This is a genomic window from uncultured Flavobacterium sp., assembly GCF_951805225.1.
Taxonomy (GTDB): domain Bacteria; phylum Bacteroidota; class Bacteroidia; order Flavobacteriales; family Flavobacteriaceae; genus Flavobacterium.
On sequence record NZ_OX638201.1, the window covers coordinates 4,292,633 to 4,315,012 of the forward strand.

At 34.6% G+C, this 22,380-nt stretch carries 17 protein-coding genes; 5 read left to right on the forward strand and 12 right to left on the reverse strand.

Translation table 11 applies throughout. The features are described 5' to 3' along the window. Positions 1–76: 76 nt before the first annotated feature. Positions 77–1,072 carry an NAD(P)H-dependent glycerol-3-phosphate dehydrogenase gene (locus WN975_RS18040; protein WP_337967702.1) on the forward strand — a complete coding sequence of 332 codons (996 nt, stop codon included), beginning with the start codon at positions 77–79 and terminating at the stop codon, positions 1,070–1,072. Between the two features lie 80 nt (positions 1,073–1,152). On the opposite strand, the gene WN975_RS18045 is transcribed toward WN975_RS18040, so the two are convergent. From WN975_RS18045 to WN975_RS18065, 5 genes are all read right to left on the reverse strand, one after another. After that, the gene (locus tag WN975_RS18045; protein ID WP_337967703.1) at positions 1,153–1,407 is read right to left on the reverse strand and encodes a hypothetical protein; all 255 of its coding nucleotides are present in this window, start codon (positions 1,405–1,407) and stop codon (positions 1,153–1,155) included. A 19-nt stretch (positions 1,408–1,426) separates the two neighbouring features. Continuing rightward, the gene (locus WN975_RS18050) at positions 1,427–1,834 is read right to left on the reverse strand and encodes a hypothetical protein (protein WP_099709883.1); all 408 of its coding nucleotides are present in this window, start codon (positions 1,832–1,834) and stop codon (positions 1,427–1,429) included. A 78-nt stretch (positions 1,835–1,912) separates the two neighbouring features. Beyond that, the gene (pheS, locus tag WN975_RS18055; protein WP_099709884.1) at positions 1,913–2,932 is read right to left on the reverse strand and encodes a phenylalanine--tRNA ligase subunit alpha; all 1,020 of its coding nucleotides are present in this window, start codon (positions 2,930–2,932) and stop codon (positions 1,913–1,915) included. Positions 2,933–3,031: 99 nt separating this feature from the next. After that, on the reverse strand, positions 3,032–3,559 hold the full coding sequence (locus tag WN975_RS18060) for a hypothetical protein (RefSeq protein WP_337967704.1): 528 nt from the start codon (positions 3,557–3,559) through the stop codon (positions 3,032–3,034). Positions 3,560–3,638: 79 nt separating this feature from the next. Continuing rightward, positions 3,639–3,995, reverse strand: a complete 357-nt coding sequence (locus WN975_RS18065; protein WP_337967705.1) for a hypothetical protein — start codon at positions 3,993–3,995, stop codon at positions 3,639–3,641. Positions 3,996–4,335: 340 nt separating this feature from the next. On the opposite strand from WN975_RS18065, the gene WN975_RS18070 reads away from it, so the two are divergent. From WN975_RS18070 to WN975_RS18085, 4 genes are all read left to right on the forward strand, one after another. Then, positions 4,336–4,902: a CvpA family protein gene (locus tag WN975_RS18070; RefSeq protein WP_337967706.1), complete on the forward strand. Its 567-nt coding sequence runs from the start codon at positions 4,336–4,338 to the stop codon at positions 4,900–4,902. A 154-nt stretch (positions 4,903–5,056) separates the two neighbouring features. Further along, positions 5,057–6,157, forward strand: a complete 1,101-nt coding sequence (locus WN975_RS18075; RefSeq protein ID WP_337967707.1) for a helix-turn-helix domain-containing protein — start codon at positions 5,057–5,059, stop codon at positions 6,155–6,157. A gap of 294 nt (positions 6,158–6,451) precedes the next feature. After that, on the forward strand, positions 6,452–7,444 hold the full coding sequence (locus WN975_RS18080) for an alpha/beta hydrolase (protein ID WP_337967708.1): 993 nt from the start codon (positions 6,452–6,454) through the stop codon (positions 7,442–7,444). Positions 7,445–7,451: 7 nt separating this feature from the next. Next, positions 7,452–8,123, forward strand: coding sequence for a hypothetical protein (locus WN975_RS18085; protein ID WP_337967709.1), 672 nt, complete (start codon positions 7,452–7,454; stop codon positions 8,121–8,123). Positions 8,124–8,230: 107 nt separating this feature from the next. Here the strand turns inward: WN975_RS18085 and WN975_RS18090 are convergent, their stop codons facing one another. The 7 genes from WN975_RS18090 to WN975_RS18120 all read right to left on the reverse strand — a co-directional run bounded on the left by WN975_RS18090 (position 8,231) and on the right by WN975_RS18120 (position 22,294). Continuing rightward, positions 8,231–10,660 (reverse strand): glycoside hydrolase family 95 protein, encoded by a 2,430-nt coding sequence (locus WN975_RS18090; RefSeq protein ID WP_337967710.1) that lies wholly within the window; start codon positions 10,658–10,660, stop codon positions 8,231–8,233. Positions 10,661–11,170: 510 nt separating this feature from the next. Next, positions 11,171–12,673: a family 43 glycosylhydrolase gene (locus WN975_RS18095; RefSeq protein ID WP_337967711.1), complete on the reverse strand. Its 1,503-nt coding sequence runs from the start codon at positions 12,671–12,673 to the stop codon at positions 11,171–11,173. A gap of 6 nt (positions 12,674–12,679) precedes the next feature. Further along, positions 12,680–14,626, reverse strand: coding sequence for a sialate O-acetylesterase (locus WN975_RS18100; RefSeq protein WP_337967712.1), 1,947 nt, complete (start codon positions 14,624–14,626; stop codon positions 12,680–12,682). Positions 14,627–14,731: 105 nt separating this feature from the next. After that, positions 14,732–16,243 (reverse strand): cellulase family glycosylhydrolase, encoded by a 1,512-nt coding sequence (locus WN975_RS18105; protein ID WP_337967713.1) that lies wholly within the window; start codon positions 16,241–16,243, stop codon positions 14,732–14,734. 13 nt (positions 16,244–16,256) lie between these two features. After that, positions 16,257–18,506 (reverse strand): glycoside hydrolase family 3 C-terminal domain-containing protein, encoded by a 2,250-nt coding sequence (locus WN975_RS18110; RefSeq protein WP_337967714.1) that lies wholly within the window; start codon positions 18,504–18,506, stop codon positions 16,257–16,259. Between the two features lie 45 nt (positions 18,507–18,551). Then, positions 18,552–20,132, reverse strand: a complete 1,581-nt coding sequence (locus WN975_RS18115) for a glycoside hydrolase (protein WP_337967715.1) — start codon at positions 20,130–20,132, stop codon at positions 18,552–18,554. 5 nt (positions 20,133–20,137) lie between these two features. Next, positions 20,138–22,294 carry a glycoside hydrolase family 3 C-terminal domain-containing protein gene (locus WN975_RS18120; protein WP_337967716.1) on the reverse strand — a complete coding sequence of 719 codons (2,157 nt, stop codon included), beginning with the start codon at positions 22,292–22,294 and terminating at the stop codon, positions 20,138–20,140. Positions 22,295–22,380 lie beyond the last annotated feature (86 nt).

Consider the following 22,380-nt stretch of genomic DNA (forward strand, 5'->3'; position numbering starts at 1 on the left):
GTTTTGTAAATTTCTTAAATGAGATTTTGTATTATTACTACATTATTAAGTACTTTTGTTTTAAATTATTAAAATAATGAGTGAAAATTTAAAATTTGCAGTAATTGGAGGAGGAAGCTGGGCAACGGCAATTGCAAAAATGTTATGCGTTAATCTCTCCGAAATTGCGTGGTACATGCGTAACGACGCTGCAATCGAGCACATTCAGAAATACAAACACAATCCAAACTATTTAAGTTCAGTCGAATTCGACACTAACAAACTTAAATTGACCAATAATATAAACGAAGCGATTGAATATGCAGATTATGTAATCTTTGCTATTCCGTCTGCTTTTCTTGATGCCGAATTAAAAAACATGACTGTTTCATTGGCAGATAAGATTATATTTTCGGCTATTAAAGGAATTGTACCTGAAACGAGTTTAATTGTTGGAGAACATTTTCACATTCAATACGATATTCCATATTATAATATTGGTGTAATTACAGGTCCATGTCACGCTGAAGAAGTAGCGCTTGAAAGACTTTCTTACTTAACAATTGCTTGTGGCGATCCTGATAAAGCCAGAGTTGTTGCCAAATCACTTTCCGGAAACTATATCAAAGCCAAAATTTCAGATGATATTATTGGTACTGAATATGCTGCAATGCTTAAAAACATTTACGCAATCGCAGCCGGAATTGCTCACGGTTTAGGTTATGGAGATAACTTTCAATCAGTAATGATGAGTAACGGAATCCGCGAAATGAAGAAATTCATTAGAAAAGTCCACAAAATGAAACGTAACATTAATGATTCAGCTTATTTGGGCGATTTATTAGTTACAGGATATTCCGTATTCTCGAGAAACAGAATGTTCGGAAACATGATTGGAAAAGGCTACACGGTAAAAAGTGCAATGATGGAAATGAGCATGGTTGCCGAAGGTTATTACGCTACTAAAAGTGCTTATAAACTAAATCAGGGTTACGGAGCAAAAACTCCTATTATAGATGCCGTTTATGCTGTATTATACGAAGGAAAAGACGCGAAATCTGTATTTAAGAAACTAACTGAGTCGCTTGATTAAAGATTTTTTTTAGAAAATAGAACCAAGAATAAAGAAAATAGATTTCTATACTTTGAGAATAAAAAAAGAGTCAAGACTAATTAAATTTCGTCTTGACTCTTTTTTTTGAACCTTGATACTAAAAAATTAAATAATAAGTAATAAATCAGTTGAACGATTTTTATTAAAAAAGGTATAATTCCTATTATTATTCCTAAAACAACAACGCCTAGAAAGACTATTAACATTCCCTCTACATTATTATAGAAGAAACCTAAAGCAAGAAAAATTATTAGTCCAACTATTGTTGTAATAATTTCAGGGTTTTTCTTTATAAAAAGGAATCTTTTTTCCATTTAAAATATTACCTCGTACTTATTTTACCATAATTCCCTCTACAAAAAGAATCGGCACTTCTTCAGTATCGTTTTCGTTGATTAGGTTTGATTTGAAAATGAATTTCTTGTCGTATAAAGTATTTCCAATGAAGAAAGTCACCATGAATTCATTGTTCAAAGCCAACAAACTCTTTTCGACCATTTCGATTTTTACTACCGAAACTGCCGGAACTTCAACAAATGCATGACGTAAAACTGATGTTTTTTTCATTTCGCCATCAATAGTTCCAAAAGCTTTTGAAACTACCATAACGCTGTCTAAATTAAAGTCGCTATCGTTTACAAGATAAGCGTACCACACTTTTTCCATAAAATCGTCGCTCCATTCCTGCACGGCTGCAAGAAATACGTTTTCAACTTCGGGGATTGTTATATCTTTTTTCATATGTGTCAAAAGTTATAAAGTCAAAAGTCGAAAGTCCCATACTTTGAGACTTTCGACTTTATGACTTTTGACTTAAAATTAAATATTTGCTTTAAATTGCTCTAAGAAACGAACGTCATTTTCGTAAAACATACGAATATCACCAATTTGGTACAACAACATCGCGATACGCTCTACTCCCATTCCAAAGGCAAAACCGTTGTATTCGTCAGGATTGATGTCGCAGTTTTTAAGAACGTTTGGATCAACCATTCCGCAACCACCAATTTCTAACCAACCAGTTCCTTTTGTGATACGGTAATCAGTTTCGGTTTTTAAACCCCAATAAATATCAATTTCGGCACTTGGTTCTGTAAACGGAAAGTATGATGGACGCAAACGAATCTTAGATTTTCCGAACATTTCTTTTGTAAAATAAAGTAATGTTTGTTTCAAATCTGCAAACGAAACGTCTTTGTCAATGTACAATCCTTCCACTTGATGGAAAATACAGTGCGAACGTGACGAAATTGCTTCGTTACGAAATACACGTCCCGGAGAAATAGTACGAATTGGCGGTTTGTGATTTTCCATGTAACGCACCTGAACTGATGATGTATGTGTACGCAACAACACATCAGGATTTGTCTGAATGAAAAATGTATCCTGCATATCACGCGCCGGATGATATTCCGGTAAGTTCAATGCAGTAAAATTATGCCAATCGTCTTCGATTTCCGGACCTTCGGAAACGTTGAAACCAATGTTGGCAAAAATATCTATAATTTGATTTTTAACGATCGAAATCGGATGACGAGAACCAATAATTACCGGTTCTGCAGAACGAGTTAAATCACCAAAAACTCCTTTAATCTCTTCTTTACTTTCCAGTTCTTCCTGAATAAGTCTAACTTTTTCTTCGGCAACTGTTTTTAAAGTATTAATTACTTGTCCAAAATCTTTTTTCTGGTCGTTCGGAATGTTTTTGAACTCTGTAAAAAGTTCTTTCAACAAACCCTTGCTACCTAAATATTTAATACGGAATTGTTCTAAGGATTCTTTGTTTTTATCATTAAAGGCTTTAGCTTCCTCTATATGTTGTTTTATCTTATCTATCATTTTCCTTCAATAATTGAGAATACAAATTTACATAATTTGTTTCAAGTTTAAAGTCTAAAATTTAAAGTTTCCTTTGCAAGCTGTGATATTCCTTCACAACTATTTTATCAGACTTATTTTGCTTTCTATTTCCTGTACTTTTTTGAGCCAAAAATCTATTCCTTCCTGATTCTTAACAATCTCTTTTTTAAAGTTTGCCGAAATCGTATTTAATTTCCCCCAGTTTCTTTGACTGTCTTTATCATGCTCCACTTTGGTTGTTGGTTCTATTCTGGCTCTCCAAAAATCAATATTTTTAAGATAGTTTGTTTTTAAATCCTCAAAATATTCAACTAGCTTTTCTTTAGAATTAGGAATATAACCCGGACCGCTGCAACCGCAAGAATGAAAAGTAATTCCAACGGAATATAAACTTTTCAGATGTTCCCATTTTTTTAAATCATCCTTTTTTGGCGATTCAAAATCAAGTCCCATATTTGCCATTAAACCTTCACATTCCGGACATTTTGCTTCCTGGACAGATTGACTTCCTCTTTTTATATCGTTTATAAGTCTTCTTTTAAATGTTTTCCGACAATTAAAACAAGCGTAATGTGGCTTATAAGCGACCATTGCATATCTACACATTTTTTTAGTTTTTAGTGTTCAGGTTTTAGTGTTCAGTCTAAGTTCACAGCTCTGAACACTAAATACTGTAAACTGATCACTAATCAATAAGTTCTCTTTCTAAAAAGTAATTCACAATTGCTTCTTTCATCAAAACCGATTGTTCTCCTGCTTTCAACGCTGGCAATTCTTCTTTTACTTTGTAATGTGGCCATCCTTCGGCATCAAAAAAGTCGAATTCATAAAACCCGTAAGGTTCTAATAATCGACAAATAGCGATGTGCATCAGATTTAATTTTTCATCTTTTTTGAATTCACGGTGTACTTTTCCAAGTTCCTGAACTCCAATTAGGTAAATTATGGCATCTAAATCTAAATCTTCGCCTTGCGAAAACTGATTAGATAGTATATCGACGAGCTTTTCCCATCGCTCTTTTAGTATTGTATCTCTGGACATTTTTATAATTGTGAATTATGAATTGTGAATTATTAATTCAAAAAACGTAAAATTTAGCTTGCAAAGATACGGACTTCAAATTCAAAGACCTTAAAAAACGGAAACTTCCGTTTTATAGTATTGAAATGGCACGCAGATGACGCGGATTTTAACAGATTCGTGCTGATTAAAGTTTTATGCGATTTACAGTCAATGATTACAGAACAAAAAATAAAATCAGTGTAAATCCGCTAAATCAGTACAATCCGCGGGCAAAAAAAACCTCAGAACCTTAGAACCTTTACAACTCTGAACCTCAAAAAAAGATATATATTTGCGCCTCAATAAAACCAAAGAAAATATGAGTTTTTTAGACATGCTTTTTGGAGCACTTTTAGCTTTTAGTTTATATAAAGGAATTAAAAACGGGCTTTTTGTAGAAGTTGCTTCCTTTATTTCGTTATTGTTGGGAATTTATATTGCGATTAAATTTTCGTCTTTAATGAAAGAAATGATCATGAAGCACGTTTCCTGGAATCCAAACACGATTCAGGTTACCGCTTTTATTCTGACTTTTATTTTGGTGGTAATTGGTGTTTATTTTCTAGCCAAAATCCTTACCGGAATTGCCGATTTTGCTTTTCTGGGTTGGGCAAATAAACTTGGTGGAGGTTTTTTCAGAATCCTAAAAACGATCTTAATTCTGAGTATTTTTATTGCATTGTTCGAAAAAATCAACTTCAATGAAACTTTCGCTAAAAAAGAAACTTTAGATAAATCTATTTTTTATAATCCTGTAAAAAAAGTAGCTGCTTTCGTTTATCCTTCTATCGAAAAATGGTACGAAGAATTTAAAGAAAGTCGCGCTAAAGATTCCGAAGAGAAATCTAAAGAAACTCCCGAAAAAGAAACTACAAAGGACGAATAACATTCCTTACGAGCAAACCCGACAGGTTTTTAAAACCTGTCGGGTTTAATATGCTGTTTACCACAGAAAACAATTCACTTTCAGATAATTGAACAAAATAAATTATCTTGCCCAATATTTCCAACAACCGATTTAATTAAAAATCAAAAACCGTATGTTGTATTTAACAGGCATTATAATTACCTTTTTTCTGGTTCTTATATTGGCAAGCAAAAAAAACAAAACCGAGGCCGATAAAATTCTGGCACTTTGGCTATTTTTTACCGGATTTCATTTGTTTTTATTCTACCTTCATTTTAAGAATGACTACAGTGATTTTCCTTTTTTATTGGGTTTAGAACTTCCTATGCCATTGGTTCAGGGACCATTTTTGTTTTTATACACTTCTACTTTAACCAATCAGAATCGGCATAAAAAGTATAATCTCTTGCATTTTATTCCCTTTATAATTGCGATTTTAGTATTGCTTCCGTTTTATACTTTGCCTTTCGACGAAAAAATAAATATTTTCAATAATCAGGGAAAAGGTTACGAAGTTTTAATTACCATTTTGTACGCTGCGGTTTTATTTTCGGGAATAATTTATGCTTTGCTTTCGCTTCAAAAACTTTCAAAACATCGCAAAAACATCAACAATCAGTTTTCTTTTACCGAAGAAATTAATCTTGCGTGGCTCAGATACTTAATCATTGGATCGAGCATTATCTGGTTGGTTGTGATCTTTTTTGATGATCAGTATATCTTTTCTGTTGTTGTTTTTTATTTAATTTTCATTGGTTATTTCGGAATCAAACAAGTTGGAATTTTCACCAACAAATCTATTTCTGAAAACAACAATATTGAAACTTTACCTTTAGAAACAACTTCGATTAAAGATTCATCAGAAAAAATAAAATACGAAAAATCAGGATTAACTCCGACTGAACTTCAAGCGATTCATCAAAAGTTAACTCAAATTATGCAAGATGAAAAACTCTATAAAAATGCTGATTTAACACTAACCGAATTGGCGCAAAAGATAAACGTTCATCCTAATACGCTTTCGCAAGTAATTAATTCTGCTGAGCAAAAAAACTTTTACGATTATATCAATTTTCAACGCGTCGAAGAGTTTAAAAAAATTATTCGGCTTCCTGAAAATCAAAAATTCACTTTTCTTTCTGTTGCTTTTGAATGTGGTTTTAATTCGAAAACCGCTTTTAACCGAAACTTTAAAAAAGCAACAGGACTTTCTCCTTCAGAATATTTAAAATAACTCATTAGATCTAATTACTTCTTCTGTTTGCTTCGCTAATATCATAAAAAACATTAAACACATAGAAACATAGATTTTATGTGTAAAAAAGGTGACAAAAAGAAATACATTTCTTTCACACAGATAGATATGTGTATTTTAACTAAGTGAAACGCCTTTTATTAGTAAACAAAAACTATGTTTCTATGTGTTAAAAAATTACACTCAACAGATTAAAAGAGAACCACCTTACAAGTTGGAGCGACTGACAGTGCTTTGAAACACATCTTTGCAGAAATTTTAAAAATTTATGCAATGAAAAATAAACTATTCCAATCCGTTACAGTTGCCTTTTCTATTTTTCTTTTTTTTGGATGTGAAACAGAAAATGATATCAACAAACTTGGAAATTTAGTTCCAAAAACCGTCGATCAAGATGCAACATTACCTTCTATTTTTGTAAATGGAACACAATTACATGCGCAAACTTTTGGCAATCCAAATGATCCAATGTTGGTTTTTCTGCACGGTGGTCCGGGTTCAGATTACAGAAACGGACTCAATGTTCAACAACTTGCCAACGAAGGTTATTTTGTAGTTTTCTACGATCAAAGAGGTTCCGGATTGTCTAAAAGACACGACAAAAACACGTATTCGATTCAATTAGTTCTCGACGATCTTACCGAAGTAATTAAACATTATCGAACATCGGCTACACAAAAAATCTTTCTTTTCGGGCATTCCTGGGGCGCAATGTTGGCAACGGCTTACATTAATAAATATCCAACTTTAATAAACGGTGTTATTCTGGCAGAACCGGGCGGTCTCAACAAAAAATTATTAGACGATTATGGCGAAATGAGTCGGAAAATCGAATTGTTTTCTGAAGCAACAAGCAACTTATTATACGTAGATCAATTTTTGACAGGCAAAGAAAATCAGCATGAAATTCTGGATTATAAATTCGGTATTTCTACGAGTTTCTCTTATGCAAAAGGCAACAAAGAAGGAATTCCCGGACCATCGCCGTTTTGGAGAATTGGAACAACGGTTCTGGAAAGTTTTACCGATATCGCAGAAAATGACGGTTTTGATTTTACAACAAACTTAAGCCAATATAAAATCAACGTTTTGTTTCTATACGGAGAATTAAATCAGTCTTATGGTTTGTCTTTTGCACAAAAAGAAGCGGCTTTTTTTCCAAATTCGGCTATAGCCGAAATAAAAGGAACGGGACACGAAATGATTTATTTTAAATGGGAAAATGTCCATCCGCCAGTTTTGAATTATTTAAACTCTTTAAAATAACCAAGCGATGAAAGCAATACTATTAATTGTCACCTTAATCTTCTCGCTTTTTAGCTCAAAAAGCTATTCTCAAACCGCGAATTGGGAAAGTCTTAAAGAAGAACAAAAACACATTTTGAATATAAATACCGGCTGGGAATATAGTTTTGTTTTCGGACTTGGCTATGGTTATCATCTAAAAACTAAACTTCCAATTATTGTTGAAGCTTCATTTTCTCTTCCGTCAGGCGAAAATGTTCTTGATGATTTTAAAACCAAAATCGGCGGACAAATCAATCTTTATCAAATCAATCATTTTCGTTTTATCGCTTCTGTTCATGGAATTTATCGCCGATACGAAAATCCGTTAGTCACTTTGCAAAACTTTGGCGCCGATGCAACGGCAATTATCGGATATTATAAACCAAAATGGTTCGTTGCCGGAGAATTTGGTTTCGACAAAGCTATTGTAACTCATTTTAAAAACTCGGATATTTATAAAGAGGCTTATCCTGATGTACATGATGGCTGGTACGAACCTACAACCGGCGGCAATATTAATTATGGTTTACAGGGCGGATATTCTTTTAATCGAAGCGATATTACACTACGTTTAGGAAAAGTAATTACCCAGGATTTTAAAACAGAACCGTTGATTCCGTTTTATTTGCAATTGGGTTATAATTTAAAATTGAATTAAATCTTTATTTAAAGTAGTAAATCGGACGACAATCATTTTCAAAAGCAGTAAACCCGACAGGTTTTAAAAACCTGTCGGGTTTAACAATGATTGTGCTCAGAATTCTTTTACCAGTTTATTTCTTGACTTTCTCCTTTTTTTAAAGTGATAGTTTGTTTTTTATCTCCGAAAATCAAAGTTGTTTTTCCTCCAATTTTAGAAGAAATTGTCGTTTTCTGCAACTTTTTATTTTCCCAATTCATGGCGATTTCAAATCCGCCTCGAGCACAGATTCCTTTTATCGATCCGGTTTCCCAAGCGTCTGGTAAAGCTGGTAAAAGTCGGATTTCATTTTCATCAGATTGTACTAACATTTCAGCAACGGCTGCGGCTCCACCAAAGTTTCCATCAATTTGAAATGGAGGATGTGCGTCGAATAAATTCGGATAAGTTCCTCCGCCTCTTCTTGGTTTCTCGGTTTTCTTTCCGTCAGGATCTACATATCTAAGTAATTCTCTGTACATTTTATAAGCACGATTTCCATCCCAAAGTCTTGCCCAAAGATTAATTCTCCAGCCTTTTGACCAACCAGTTGTTTCATCGCCTTTTATTTCTAAAGTTTGTTTTGCAGCTTCGGCTAAATCCGGCGTTTTTAATGGCGTAATATGATCGCCGGGAAAAAGTCCAAATAAATGTGATTGATGACGATGTTGCGGTTCTTCGTCATTCCAATCAAAATACCATTCTTGCAAATTTCCTTTTTTACCAATTTGATACGGATGAAATTTAGAAAGTGCTTTTTCTAATTTTGCTCTGAAATCGGAATCAATATTTAAAACTTCTGACGCTTTGATTGTCTTTTCAAAACATTCTCTGATCATTGCCAAATCTGCGGTTCCACCATACATTGTTGCTCCAATAAAACCGTCTGGCGCGATATATTTATTCTCCGGCGAAGTGGAAGGCGACGTAATTAAATTTCCGTTTTTATCCGTAATCATCCATCCTAAAAAGAATTGTGAAGCGCCTTTCATAATTGGATATCCTTCGTTCTTTAGATATTTTTTGTCTTGCGTAAAAACGTAATGTTCCCAAATATGTGTACTTAACCAAGCGCCTGATAATGGCCAGCAAGCCCAACTTGGATCTTCTTTTCCAAATTGCCCAACTGGATTTGTCATTGCCCAAATATCAGAATTATGTGCCGAAGCCCAACCTTCATTTACACCATAAAAAGTCTTTGCGGTGATTTTTCCGGTTACCGAAAGGTTTTTGATAAAACTCAAAAGTGGTACGTGCATTTCTGAAAGATTGGTATTTTCGGCAAGCCAATAATTTTCTTCCAGATTGATGTTCATCGTATAATTACTGCTCCATGGTGGGTTTAAATACGGATTCCAAATTCCTTGTAAGTTTGCCGGAACGCCCAAAGTTCTCGAACTGCTTATTAGCAAATAACGTCCGTAGTTGAAATAGAGAATTTCTAAGTTTTTATCTTCTTTTCCGTCCGAATATCTTAATAAACGTTCATCTGTTGGTAAATCTGGCGCCGTTGTTTTTCCTAAATCTAATGAAACACGATTGTAGAATTTTTGATAATCTTTTGTATGACTTTCTTTTAATTTATCGAATGTCTTCGAAAATGCTTTATCTAAATTCTTTGCTGCAATTTCTTTATTATTTAATCCCGAAAGTGCAGGTTGCTTATCAAAACCATTGAAACTTGTTGCTATCGAAACAAAAATTATAGCTTCGGTTGCGTCTTTTACAATTAAGCCGTTTTTTGTATTTATTACTTGTCCATCTGTATTTTTGATTTTTATCAAAGTTGTAAATCGAGTTCCTGCGCCGTTTTCTTCTAAATCTTTCCAATTTTTAACTGAAAGATATGCTTGTGAACCAAGATAATTAGGTTGTTCAAGAATTGGAGCAGAACCATTCATCGCAAGCACATTATTGTCTGTTTCAACTTTTACTTTTAACAAACTGCTTGAATTAATATCAAAATTTAAACCTCCTTTTTTACTGCAAGTCAATTTAAAAACCATGATTTGGTCTGGCGCCGAAACAAAATATTCCCGAGTATATTTTACACCATCAATCTCATAACTTACTTTTGAAATTGCATTCGAAATATCCAGTTCTCTGTAATAATTTGAAACATTTCCTTTTGTGTGATTATTGATTTCAAGTGTTCCTAATGGTGCATATTTTTCCGAATTTTTCCCTTCAATTTTTTTATTTAATTCGTCGGCAAGTTTGTAATCTTCGTTTTTAAGTGCTTGGCGAATTGCAGGAATATTTTTGTACGCTTCGGGATTCATGTTTGCGTTTACAGGTTCTCCCGACCAAAGCGTAATGTCATTCAGATAAATTTTATCTGTGTTGACTCCGCCAAAAACAGTTGCTCCCATTTTTCCGTTTCCTAAAACTAAACTTTCTTCAAAAAAATCTGCCGGTTTATTATACCATAAAACATGACTGGATTGAGCGGTCATATTTAGGCAGAAAGAGGTAAATAGTAAAATGAAAAATGCTTTTTTGAGGTTTTGATTCATTTTTTGTGGCGTTTTAATGTTCGTTCAGATGTTCCTACGGAACATTATTAGACGTATTGTTTCTTTGTACCGATGAATTGTTCCTAACGGAACAACTTTTGGAATATTCATTTCTTATTAACGGATTTCATCCGTTGTTAACTATGAATTGTTCCTAACGGAACAACTTTTGGAATATTCATTTCTTATCAACGGATTTCATCCGTTGTTACCTATGAATTGTTCCTAACGGAACAACTTTGGAATATTCATTTTATAAACGGATTAAAATCCGTTGCTACAATATGGTTCGTTCCTCTTGAACTTTTAAGAGCTTTGGGCTCAGGATCATCTTATTTTTTTCCGCGTGAGGGATAGAAGCTGGCTACCGAAGTAGCGTGTATAGCCCGACCGTATTTGCGAAAGGCGCGCATAAGCGGTTTGTTAAATAGCGCCTTTTGTAAATACGGTCACGCCCTAATGATCATCGCTAATATTATTTTTTTGATTCTAAATATAATTCTTTAGAACTTAATTCGTCGGTTTATAAACGAAATTTTTGAACGTAACCTGACCTTCTCCAACGGAAGAAAGTCCTAATCGAAGGCTCATAAAACCGCTTAATACATTGTGATTAAACGATGAAACTTCGGCTGAATTTTCGATCTTGATCCAGTCTTTTCCGTCAAGGCTGTAAAACATATTTACGAGTTGTTCTTTCTTTTCGAGACGCAACAATAAATGGGTTTTGTTTATGCCTTTTTGAGTAGGAAACTGCCATGATCGCAATATGGCTAAAACATTTTCTTTATCAGCGGCAATTCCTGTGTACAATTTATTGTCATAAAAAAGAATAAGTCCTGCTGTGGCATTTCCTTCTATTTCGACCTCAACTTGAGCCGTATAAGAATGATCTGAAGGCGTACATAAAAGCGGAGAACTATTGCCAATGGAATTTCCTTTTGCTTTTATTTGAATCCCATTTGGAGTTAACTTAAATCTTTGATCGTCATAATGGTCAAAAAACTGCCATTGTGGTTGCAATTCTGATCCTGAAAAAGTATCTGAAAGTGTAAAATTACTTTTAGTCTCTTTTCCTGTCGGTTTTTTTATTGGTTCGTCGGTTTTTATATTTTCAGGACTTTTAAACCAACCGTCGTTTGTCCATTCTACAGGTTGCAAAAGCGTTTGGCGTCCCATGTTGTAATAGCCGTTTTCGTAACCGTGAAAAACCATCCACCATTTTCCGTTTACATCGTCGATTAATGTTGCGTGTCCTTTTGACCACCATTTTTCTGAACTGTCATTGGTTCTTAAAATTGGATTGTATGGCGAATTTTCCCAAGGTCCTAATGGCGATTTTGATCTTGCCGAAATAACCATATGACTTGTTGCGGGACCAGCGGTTCCACCTTCGGCAACGGTTAAATAATAATAATTTCCACGTTTTAGGACTTTTGGACCTTCCATACAAAAACATTCAATCGACCATTCTGATGGAATTTTCCAGCCGTCATAAACATGTTTGCTTGCGCCGGAAACTGAAAGTCCGTCTTTTGACAATGGAACATAATCGCCATTGCTAAAGTATAAATATCGATTGCCTTTTTCGTCTGTGAAATGTCCCGGATCGATATTCCCAATTTTTAAATCTACGGGATCACTCCAAGGTCCGTTGATATTGTCTGCCGATACTACATAATTGGTTTCATTTGCCGGAAAATAGATATAAAATCTATTGTTGAATTTTACTAAATCCGGGGCCCAAACTGAACCAACACTTTTTTTAAGTGCATGTGTTACGGGTTTCCAGTTTACCAAATCTTTTGAAGTCCAGATCAATAATCCGGGATAATAATTAAAGGAAGAATGTACAATATAATAATCTTCGCCGTCTCTAATAATTGACGGATCAGGATAATCGCCAGCAAATATTGGATTTTGATACGAGTCAGTACCAACTTTTGCTTTTTGTTGTTGCGCATTTAGCGTAAGCGAAATTATTCCTGCCAATAAGAAAAGTATCTTTTTCATAATTAATTATTTACTGACTTTGTAAATTTCATTTGCCGTAATCATTTCCCAATTATCTGTTCTGAAAGGCGACGCAGGAAATTTTTCTTTGTTGTAAAGATTGATTTCGGTATCGTCGTCTGCCCAACCGTAATGAACGGCAATTGGATTTTTTACTTCGCTACTTGAAACGATTATTTTGTTGTCTTTTATTATCGCTTTCGCAGAATGAAAAACTTTGTCAGCGCCAGCAATTTCGAATCCTTTTACGTTTTCTGTATTATCTGAACTTGATAATCCTGAACCAATATTTTCGAAAGTAAGAATGATTTGGTTTCCTTTTATTTCCTGAGATTTAAAAGTTGGTCCGCTATAAACTTGTTTTTTGCCGTAAACATTATTCAGCGCGATTGCCGCCAAACGCAAGCCAACATCTTTTTTATTGGTTGGATGTATGTCTTTTGCATTTCCGATATCTGTAGTAACCGCCATTCCGGTGTTTGGTAATTTTAATGTTTCAAGTTGTGCTTCGCGAAGTTCTGCCCAACGACTTCCTGTTTTACTATTTCCATTGAACTCATTGAAAGTCGATAATTGTACAAAATAGAATGGAAAATTACCTTGTTCCCATTTTGTTCGCCAATCTGTAATCATCAACGGAAATGCTTTTTTATACTCTTTTGCTCTCCAAACATTGGCTTCTCCCTGATACCATAAAACGCCTTCGATCGCATACGGAATCAACGGATTTACCATTGCATTGTATAATAATGACGGATAGCTATTTGGCGATAATGACGTTTTTACAACGATAACTTTGTATTTCCATTTTCCGTCAAGCGGAATAATTTTGCTTCCTAAAGTTAATTTTAAATCTGCTGAATCGCCATAGATTCCGCCGCCGCCGCTATTGTCTACAATTCTTACGGCAATAACATTTGTTCCTTCTTTTAATACATTTGCGGGAATTTCATAAACACGTTTTGCATCCCATTGGGTATTTTTACCAACTTCGATTCCGTTGATATAAGTAATGTCTTCATCATCGATTTTGGCAAGACTTAAAGTTGCTTTGTTTTTAATGTCTTCTGCTGAAAGTGTTATCGTTTTTCGCATCCAAACTACTCCGTCTAAATCTCCTAAAGGCTGATTTTCCCATAAACTTGGCGTATTTAATTCTCCCCAACTTTTATCATTAAACTCAGTTTCTTTAAAAGTAGTTTCATTTGCCGTAGTTACTTCTGTTCCCTGAATTTTTTCAACTCTTTCACGCATTCTTAAAGCGTATAATTTCGAAATAGAATCCATATTCAAAGTTGGAACATCGGCAATCATTGTTTTGAAATCATCACTTTTTTGAAATGCTTCACGACTTGTCCAGGTTTCGACACAGGTTCCGCCCCAAGATGTGTTGATTATACCAATTGGAATTTTTAATTCGCCATATAATTTCTTGGCAAAAAAGAAACCTACCGCTGTAAAATCACGAACGTTTTCTTTGTTGGCAACTAACCATTTTCCTGCTTTTAAATCTTCTTTTGGTAATCCGCTTAAATCTTGTGCAACGCCAAAATGACGAATCATTGGATAATCGGCATCAGCTATTTCTTTTTCGGAATTCAAGTTTTTATACATCTGAAATTCCATGTTTGATTGTCCGCTGCAAATCCAGACTTCACCAACCAAAACATCTTTTATGATAATTTTATTTTTTCCGATAATAATCAGTTCAAATGGTCCACCCGCTTTTTCGGCAGAAAGTTTAAGCATCCATTTTCCATTTTTATCGGCTTGAACCGTTTTGATTTGTTTGTTAAAATGAACTTCTACTTTTTCATTGGCATCAGCCCAACCCCAAACCGGAATTTCTTTGTTGCGCTGTAAAACCATTCCGTCAGAAAACAACAAAGGCATTTTGACATTTGCGTTTGCAATGCTACCGAATAGTAAAAAAAGAAAGATTATTTTTTTCATTGTGTTTGTTGTTTAAACCATATAAGTGATATAAGTTAATATAAGCGTTACGTATATTCTGTACTTATATTTTCTTATATCACTTATATGGTAAATTCATTATTTTTACTGTAATCCTTCGATCATTGCATTCAATGCTTGTGTATCGGAAACAGTATTATTGGTTCTGTTTATGATTCCAAAACTGTTGTCACCAAGACTTCCTTCATCCCAATAAAAAGGCAATAAACCATTTGCTTTGGCTTGTTTTACGACCGTTTTTAAATAATAAGCTCTTGAGTTTAAATGTAACGTTAACGCATCTCCGGTTAAACTTGTACGACGAATTGCTCCAAACTCTCCTAACAAAACTGGAATTCCTTTATCGACAAATTGGGTTTTCATTAATTTGAAGTTTTTCTCTAAATCAGCTTCTTCTCCATAAGTTGGGTTTCGATCAAGATCTGTTGCCGAATGATAATTTGCGCCCCAGTAATAGAACATTTTTCCCCATGATTCGTCTTTGGTTAAACCTGCAAAATTCCACGGAGCATAATAATGTACTTCGACCATCATACGGTTTGTTGCTGAATCTGTAGGCAAAGTGGTCATTAATTTATTTGTTTTTTCGATATCTGTTGTTGGTCCCTGAACTACTAATGTTCTGTAGGCATTTTTACCTCCAGTCGAACGAACAGCATCGATAAATGTTTGGTGATATGACGTTAAAACTGCCATTTGTGTCGCATCTTCAACTGCTGGTTCGTTTGCACTTGCAAAAAGTAAATGCTCATCGAATCCTCTTAAATGTGTTGCAATTTGTTCCCAAAATGCTTTTTGTTTGGCATTGTTTTCTACTTTTTTAGCTTCGGTAATATTGTTTTCTAACCATCCGCCGTCCCAGTGGATATTTACGACAACGTACATATTATTGTCTACACAATACTGAACAACTTCTTTTACTCTGTTTAACCAATCGGTTTTAATTTTGGCTGTAGCCGAATTTTCTAAATATTGATTCCAAGAACACGGAATTCTAATGGCATTAAATCCACTTGCTTTAACTGCATCGATCAATGCTTTTGTAACTTTTGGATTTCCCCAAGCAGTTTCACTTCCGGTTGCTTCCATTGTGTTTCCAATGTTCCATCCTAATTTTATTTTTGCCGCCAATTCTACAGCAGAACTTGACATTCCGGAATTATCTGCAGCAATTGGATTTGTATTATAACTTGGATACAAACCTGCAACTGGAGCTCCGCCTGCTTGCGAAACTGAAATTTGAATTGATGCTGCTTCAGGTGAACTTAGTGTTAAAGTAGCAGTTCTTGCTTCGGCAGCTGTATTTTCAGAAGCTGTTACTTTAACTATAACTGTTCCTGTAACTCCTGTTGTCTGACTTAATTGTATCCAATTTGCATTGGAACTGGCGATTGTCCATGTTTTTACTTCAGCCGTTATTTTTACAATAGCTTCACTCGCTTTATTGGCAAAATCAATTTTACTTGTATCTGCAAGCAGTAGTTTATCGATTGTCTTTGTATCTTCTGTATCTTTTTCTGAACTACAGGCCAAAAGGCTAAAAAAACACAAACATAAAATGGTGGTAAGCAGATAATTATTTACAAAATTTTTCATTTTATTTAATTTTTTACTTGATTGTTACTGAGATTTCTTTTTTGATATCTCTTGAAGAATTTCCTAATTTCAACGTGTATTTTCCTGGCTCAATTGTCCATTTTTTAGCCGTTACGTCATAATACGCTAATTCTTTTACCGGAATTTTTATTGTTACTGTATTTGAACTTCCTGCTTTTACTAATGTTTTTTGGAATCCTTTTAGTTCTTGTGCTGCACGTGTTATTTTTGAATCAGATTTTGAAGTGTATAATTGAACTACTTCTTTTCCATCAACTTTTCCTGTGTTTTTAACATCTACAGAAACTGAAATTGTTTCGTTTTGTGCGTATGAAGTTTTATCAGATTTTGCATTATCAAAAGCAAAAGTCGTATATGATAATCCGTATCCGAAAGGATATAATGGTGCAATATTTTTAGTGTCAAACCAACGATATCCAATCAAAATTCCTTCGGCGTAGTTTACTGTTTTTCCTCCAGGGAAACTGTTTGTTGCATGCGCAGGAGAATCCATAATGTTTTTTGGCATTGTCCAAGGTAATTTTCCTGACGGATTTACTTTTCCAAGGATTACATCGGCTAAAGCATTTCCTCCTTCTGAACCATTAAACCAACTCCACACTAATGCCGAAGTTTTTTTACTTACTGCATCAATATCAAAAGGCGCTCCGGCAATCATAACTACAATTGTTCTTGGATTTACGGCCAATACTTTCTGAATTAATTCTTCCTGACCAAATGGTAATTTTAAGTTTCTTCTGTCTGAAGCTTCTGTTTCATAATCACGATTTGAACCCGCAAAAATGATCGCAACATCAGATTTTTTAGCTGCTTCTACGGCTTCTAATACTTTTGCAGGATCTAATTGATCGATTGTTACCGGACCATTTAAAGTTATATCTCCTAATTTTCCTTTGTTTTTAACATCGTAACGCTCTAAATATCCTTCGGCGTAATTGATTTTTATCGATGATGGCAATCTGTTTTTTAAACCTTCAAGTGGCGTAACTTCTCTTTTTGTTTTTACACCTGCACCAAATCCGCCAAGAGCATTTTTCTTCGTTGCATTATTTCCAATTACAGCAATAGATTTTACTCCGTCTAGTTTTAATGGCAATGCATTGTTTTCATTTTTCAGTAAAACGATGTCTTCAGTTGCAATTTTATAAGCGTCCTGATAATGTGCTTCTGTCGAAATACTTCCTTTTACTCGGTCTTTGCTTTGGCTTCCCATTGCTTTTACCTGAAATAAAGTGCGTAAAATTCTTTTTACATGTTTGTCTAATTCTGCTTCTGAAATTTCTTTGTTTTTGGCAGCAACAATTAATTTATCGGCAAGAAAAAATTCGTTGAATGGTTTTGGAGTTCCCATTTCGATATCCAAACCACTTTCCAGAGATTTTACTGTAGAATGAACCGCAGCCCAATCTGAAACTACAACGCCTTTAAATCCCCATTCGTCACGAAGAATTTTATTTAGCATATAATCGTTTTCACATAAATATTCACCTCTGAACTTATTGTAAGCGCCCATTACTGCATATGCATGCGCTTCTTTTATCGAAGCTTCGAATGCCGGTAAATAAATTTCACGAAGTGTACGTTCGTCAATTTGAACGTCTACAAAATCACGATTTGTTTCCTGATTATTAGCGGCAAAATGTTTTACGCAAGCCATAACATCATTGTCTTGTAATCCAACAATTAACGGCACTGCAATTTTTTTATTCAAAAACGGGTCTTCAGACATGTATTCATAAGTACGTCCGCCAAGTGGAGTTCTCACCATATTAATTGCCGGCGAAAGCAACATATCTTTGTCACGCGCACGTAATTCTTGTCCAACACTATTTCCAAAAGTATAGGCCATTTCAGCATTCCAGGTTGCCGCCAAACCTCCGCCTGCCGGATAATACGTTGCAAAATCATTTGTTAATCCTGCCGGAGCCCAATTGTCACGCGAAATTTCCTCACGAACTCCTAACGGTCCGTCGGCCATTTTTAATTCAGGAATTCCTAAACGTTTTACGCCGCCGGAAGTAAACATACTATTACCGTGCAACATTCCAATTTTCTCTTCCAATGTCATTTGAGAAACCAACTTGTCGATTTCTGCGTCGTATTCTGAACCTATTTCTTTTCCTTGATATTCTTTCTGAACTGAATTTTCAGCATCAGAAACTGTACTTTGAGCGTCTTTTTTACAAGAAGTAAACGCTGCAAAAGCCAATGCTACTGAGAGGTATATAATTTTGTTTTTCATGCTTAATAAATTTATTTTTAGTTTTTGATAGTTCTTTTTAGAGGTTTATTGTTTTACAAAATTGAATAAGACTACATCATTTTCATTGATTTTATAGTCTTTGCTAAAAGTTCCGTTTCCGTTAATGGTTACTTTTTCTGTAGCAATCAAGGTTCCGTTATTTTTTTCTTTTATCTTATTTACTTGTTCGCGCGTTAACTGACTTGGTTTTCCCAAAGCTAAATAATCGGCGTAAGCATCATTAACTTTATAACCAACTTTGTAGATTTCTAACTTATAATTTCCTTTTTGTAAAGCTTGAAGTTCAATTTTTACAGTTCCTTTTGGTTTCGAAGGTAAATCTTGAATATAATAGCTTTGATTATTTACAGAATCTCCGGGATGTGTATTCGTAAAATCCCAAAATAACAACTGCACATTTCCTTTTGAATTTTTAGTTGCCCACGAAGAAGTGTCTTTATTTTGAAGTTCTGTTTCTCCCAATTTATTCAAAAAAGAATACGAGAAATACGCCGGTTTTTTAATTCCTTGTGTATTCAATAATCCAAAACCTCCATGAAAAGGGGTAAATCTTGGACCTGCTTCTTCAAAAATATCGGTGAAAACCCAATATGACATGGAGTTTGCGGCGTTGCCAACTTGTTTTAATTTTTGAAGAATATATGCTGCAGAATGATAACTATCGTGAACAGGATCTGCGGGCGTATATGATGTACTCCATTCGGTATAATGCAATTCAAGATTTGGCTTAGCCGAATTTAAAATTTGTTTACGGGAATTTATAACATCGCCGCTAATACTCGATTCTTCTTTATTGAGAACGGTTCCCGAAGTTCCAAATTCATCCAGAAATCCTTGTTTTACTCCGTAAGTATGTGTCGAAATAAAATCTAACGGAACATTATTTTTAGCACAAAAATCAATTGTTTCCGGAACCCAAGCTGCTCCCGCAGTTGCTGGTCCGCCAACTTTATAGGCTGGATTTACACTTTTGATTCCGCGAGCTGCGTATTCATATAATTTGAAATATTCTTGTTGACTTCCTGTCCAAAAACCCGGAGATAAATTTGGTTCGTTCCAAACTTCAAAATACCATGTTTTCACTTCTTCAGCTCCGTAACGTTCTGTAAAATGTTGGGTTAAATTTCGAACTAAATCTTCCCATTTTTTATAATCTTTCGGAGGTGTAACATTTCCTTTCCACCAAAAAATAGTCTGATTTCCACTTGCCAAAGCTGATGGCATAAAACCTAATTCGACAAAAGGTTTCATTTTTATGCTGATTAAAAAATCATACAAAGCATCAATATATTGGTAATTATATTCTGGATTTCCTTTTGAATCTTCGCGATAAACCGCCATATCATCAGACAATAAACCGTGTATTCTAATGTATTTAAAATCACATTCTTTTTTGGTCATTGCCAATTGTTGTTGCCAATCGGCGCGTAAACCTTCATTTGCTCTTCCGGCGCCAACACATTCTTTGAACATTGTGTTTAATGCTCCTGAAGTTTTCTTGAAATCTACTTTTATGATTCGGTTTTCAGCATTAGTATTTTGTCCAAACAATTTGACATTGATTAGACTTAGCAAAATAAATAGTAGGATTAGATTTCTTTTCATTGTAATTATTTCACGTTTATTTTCTTGTTCAGAAGAATATTATCCGATGCATTTCCTATTTGAATTTCAATTGTATTATTTTCTAATTCAAATTGTTGTTTGGCTGTATTCCAATATTCTAAATCTTTTGCTTTTAAAATTAAAGAAACGTTCTTGGTTTCTCCGGCTTTAAAGAAAACTCTCTGAAATGCTTTTAGTTCTTTTTCAGGACGTTCTACTTTTGAATTTAATTGTTTTACATACAATTGAATCACTTCGTCTCCGTCTTTATTTCCAGTATTTGTAATAGAAACTGTGACTTTTACTTCTCCGTTTTTAGTGATTGTTTCTGAATTGGTTTCAATTGAATTATATTTGAAAGTCGTATAACTCAATCCGTGGCCAAAAGCATACAATGGTTTTCCTTTGAAATACATATAAGTTCTGCCATTTCGAATATTATAATCTAATAACTCCGGTAAATCTGTAATTTCCTTAACCCAAGTTTGCGTTAATCTTCCGGCAGGATTGTAATCTCCAAATAAAACATCGGCTAAAGCTGTTCCTGTTTCCTGACTATTTTGTGTCATATGCAAAATTGCAGGAACGTGTTCTTGCGTCCAGTTTATCGCATATGGAAAACTGCTAATCAAGGCAACAACGGTTTTAGGATTTGCCTGATAAACGACTTTAATTAAATCTTCTTGTTCTAAAGTCAACGATTGGCGATCGACGGCTTCTTTGCCTTCGCTTGGAACGGGACAATTTGCCCAACCTGCATCACAAACCGGATGGTTTCCGACAATAACAATTACTACATCTGCTTTTTTAGCTATTTCTGCTGCTTTTCCGTCGATGTTGTTTTTAGCGTAAAGAATTTCAACATTGTTCCCCAATTTATTTTTAATTCCCTGTAAAGGTGTAATTGTATAAGGTGGAGTTCCGCTGTACCAATCCAAAAGTACTTGATCGGCACGCGGTCCGATTATGGCAATTGTCTTTAATTTATCCTTTTGCAAAGGCAATAATCCATTCTCATTTTTAAGTAAAACAATAGATTTTTGCGTTGCTTCAAGAGCGATTTTTTTATGCGCTTCGGTTTTCCACGGATCGATTGTATCGTTTTTTGTTCCAATTTTCGAATATGGATTTTCATCTGAAGTATCCAACATTCCAAGTTGAATCATCACTCTGTAATCACCGCGAATAACGGCATCAATATCTTTTTCTTTTAAATATCCATGCGAAAGTGCTCCATAAATACCTTCTGTATATTCATCTAAAAATTGATTAATTCCCGCTTTTATAGCTGCGGCAGCTCCAAGAAATTGATCTGCGTAATATTTATGATCTGAAAGCAATAATCTGAATGCGCCTCCATCTGTGCAGATAATTCCGTTTTGTCCCCATTCTTTTTGGGTAATGTCTTTTAGCATCGGGTGAACCATTGCCGGAATTCCGTTTACTTTATTATATGACGCCATATAAGCGCGAGAACCTCCTTCGACAACGCCCATCTGAAAAGGCAAAGAATAATATTCGCGCCAAAGTCTTTCGTCAAAATCAGATGATGTATAAGTTCTGCCGTCTTCATTGCTATTGGCTAAAAAGTGTTTCATTAACGAAGCCGTTTGCCAATATTTTGGATTATTTCCTTGCAATCCTTTTACAAATGCAACGGTCATTTTTCCGTTAAAAAAAGCATCTTCTCCGTAACTTTCTTCGGTACGTCCCCAACGCGGATCTCTTGCAATATCTGCATTTGGAGCACGAACAACTAATCCGCCGCGATGGTATTTCTGAAATGCATAACGGGTTTCATAACCTTCTACTTGTGCAACTTTTTGAAGTAAATCAACATCCCAAGTTTCTCCCAAACCATAAGCCTGTGGAAAAGTAGTTGTTGTAACGGGTTGTTTATTTTTTCCGCCCCATTCTCCTGGTCCGCCAAGTGCCAAACCGTGCAATCCTTCTACATGACCAGTTCCTACAACTCCCAATCTTTTTATGGATGGATTTGTGCTTAAAGCCTGAACTTTCTCGTCAAGCGTCATCAGCGATAACAAATTATCAATACGCTTTTCAGTATCTAATTTAGGATTCTGAAAAGGATATTGTTTTTGCTGCGACAACACCAAATTGATCGACAAAATAAAAACGATATGCAGAATGAGGTTTTTCATTTAAAAAAATTGTGGTTATTAAACCCGACAATTTTTTGAATCTATCGGGTTTGAAATTTTTATAAATTATATTTTTTTAATCTAAT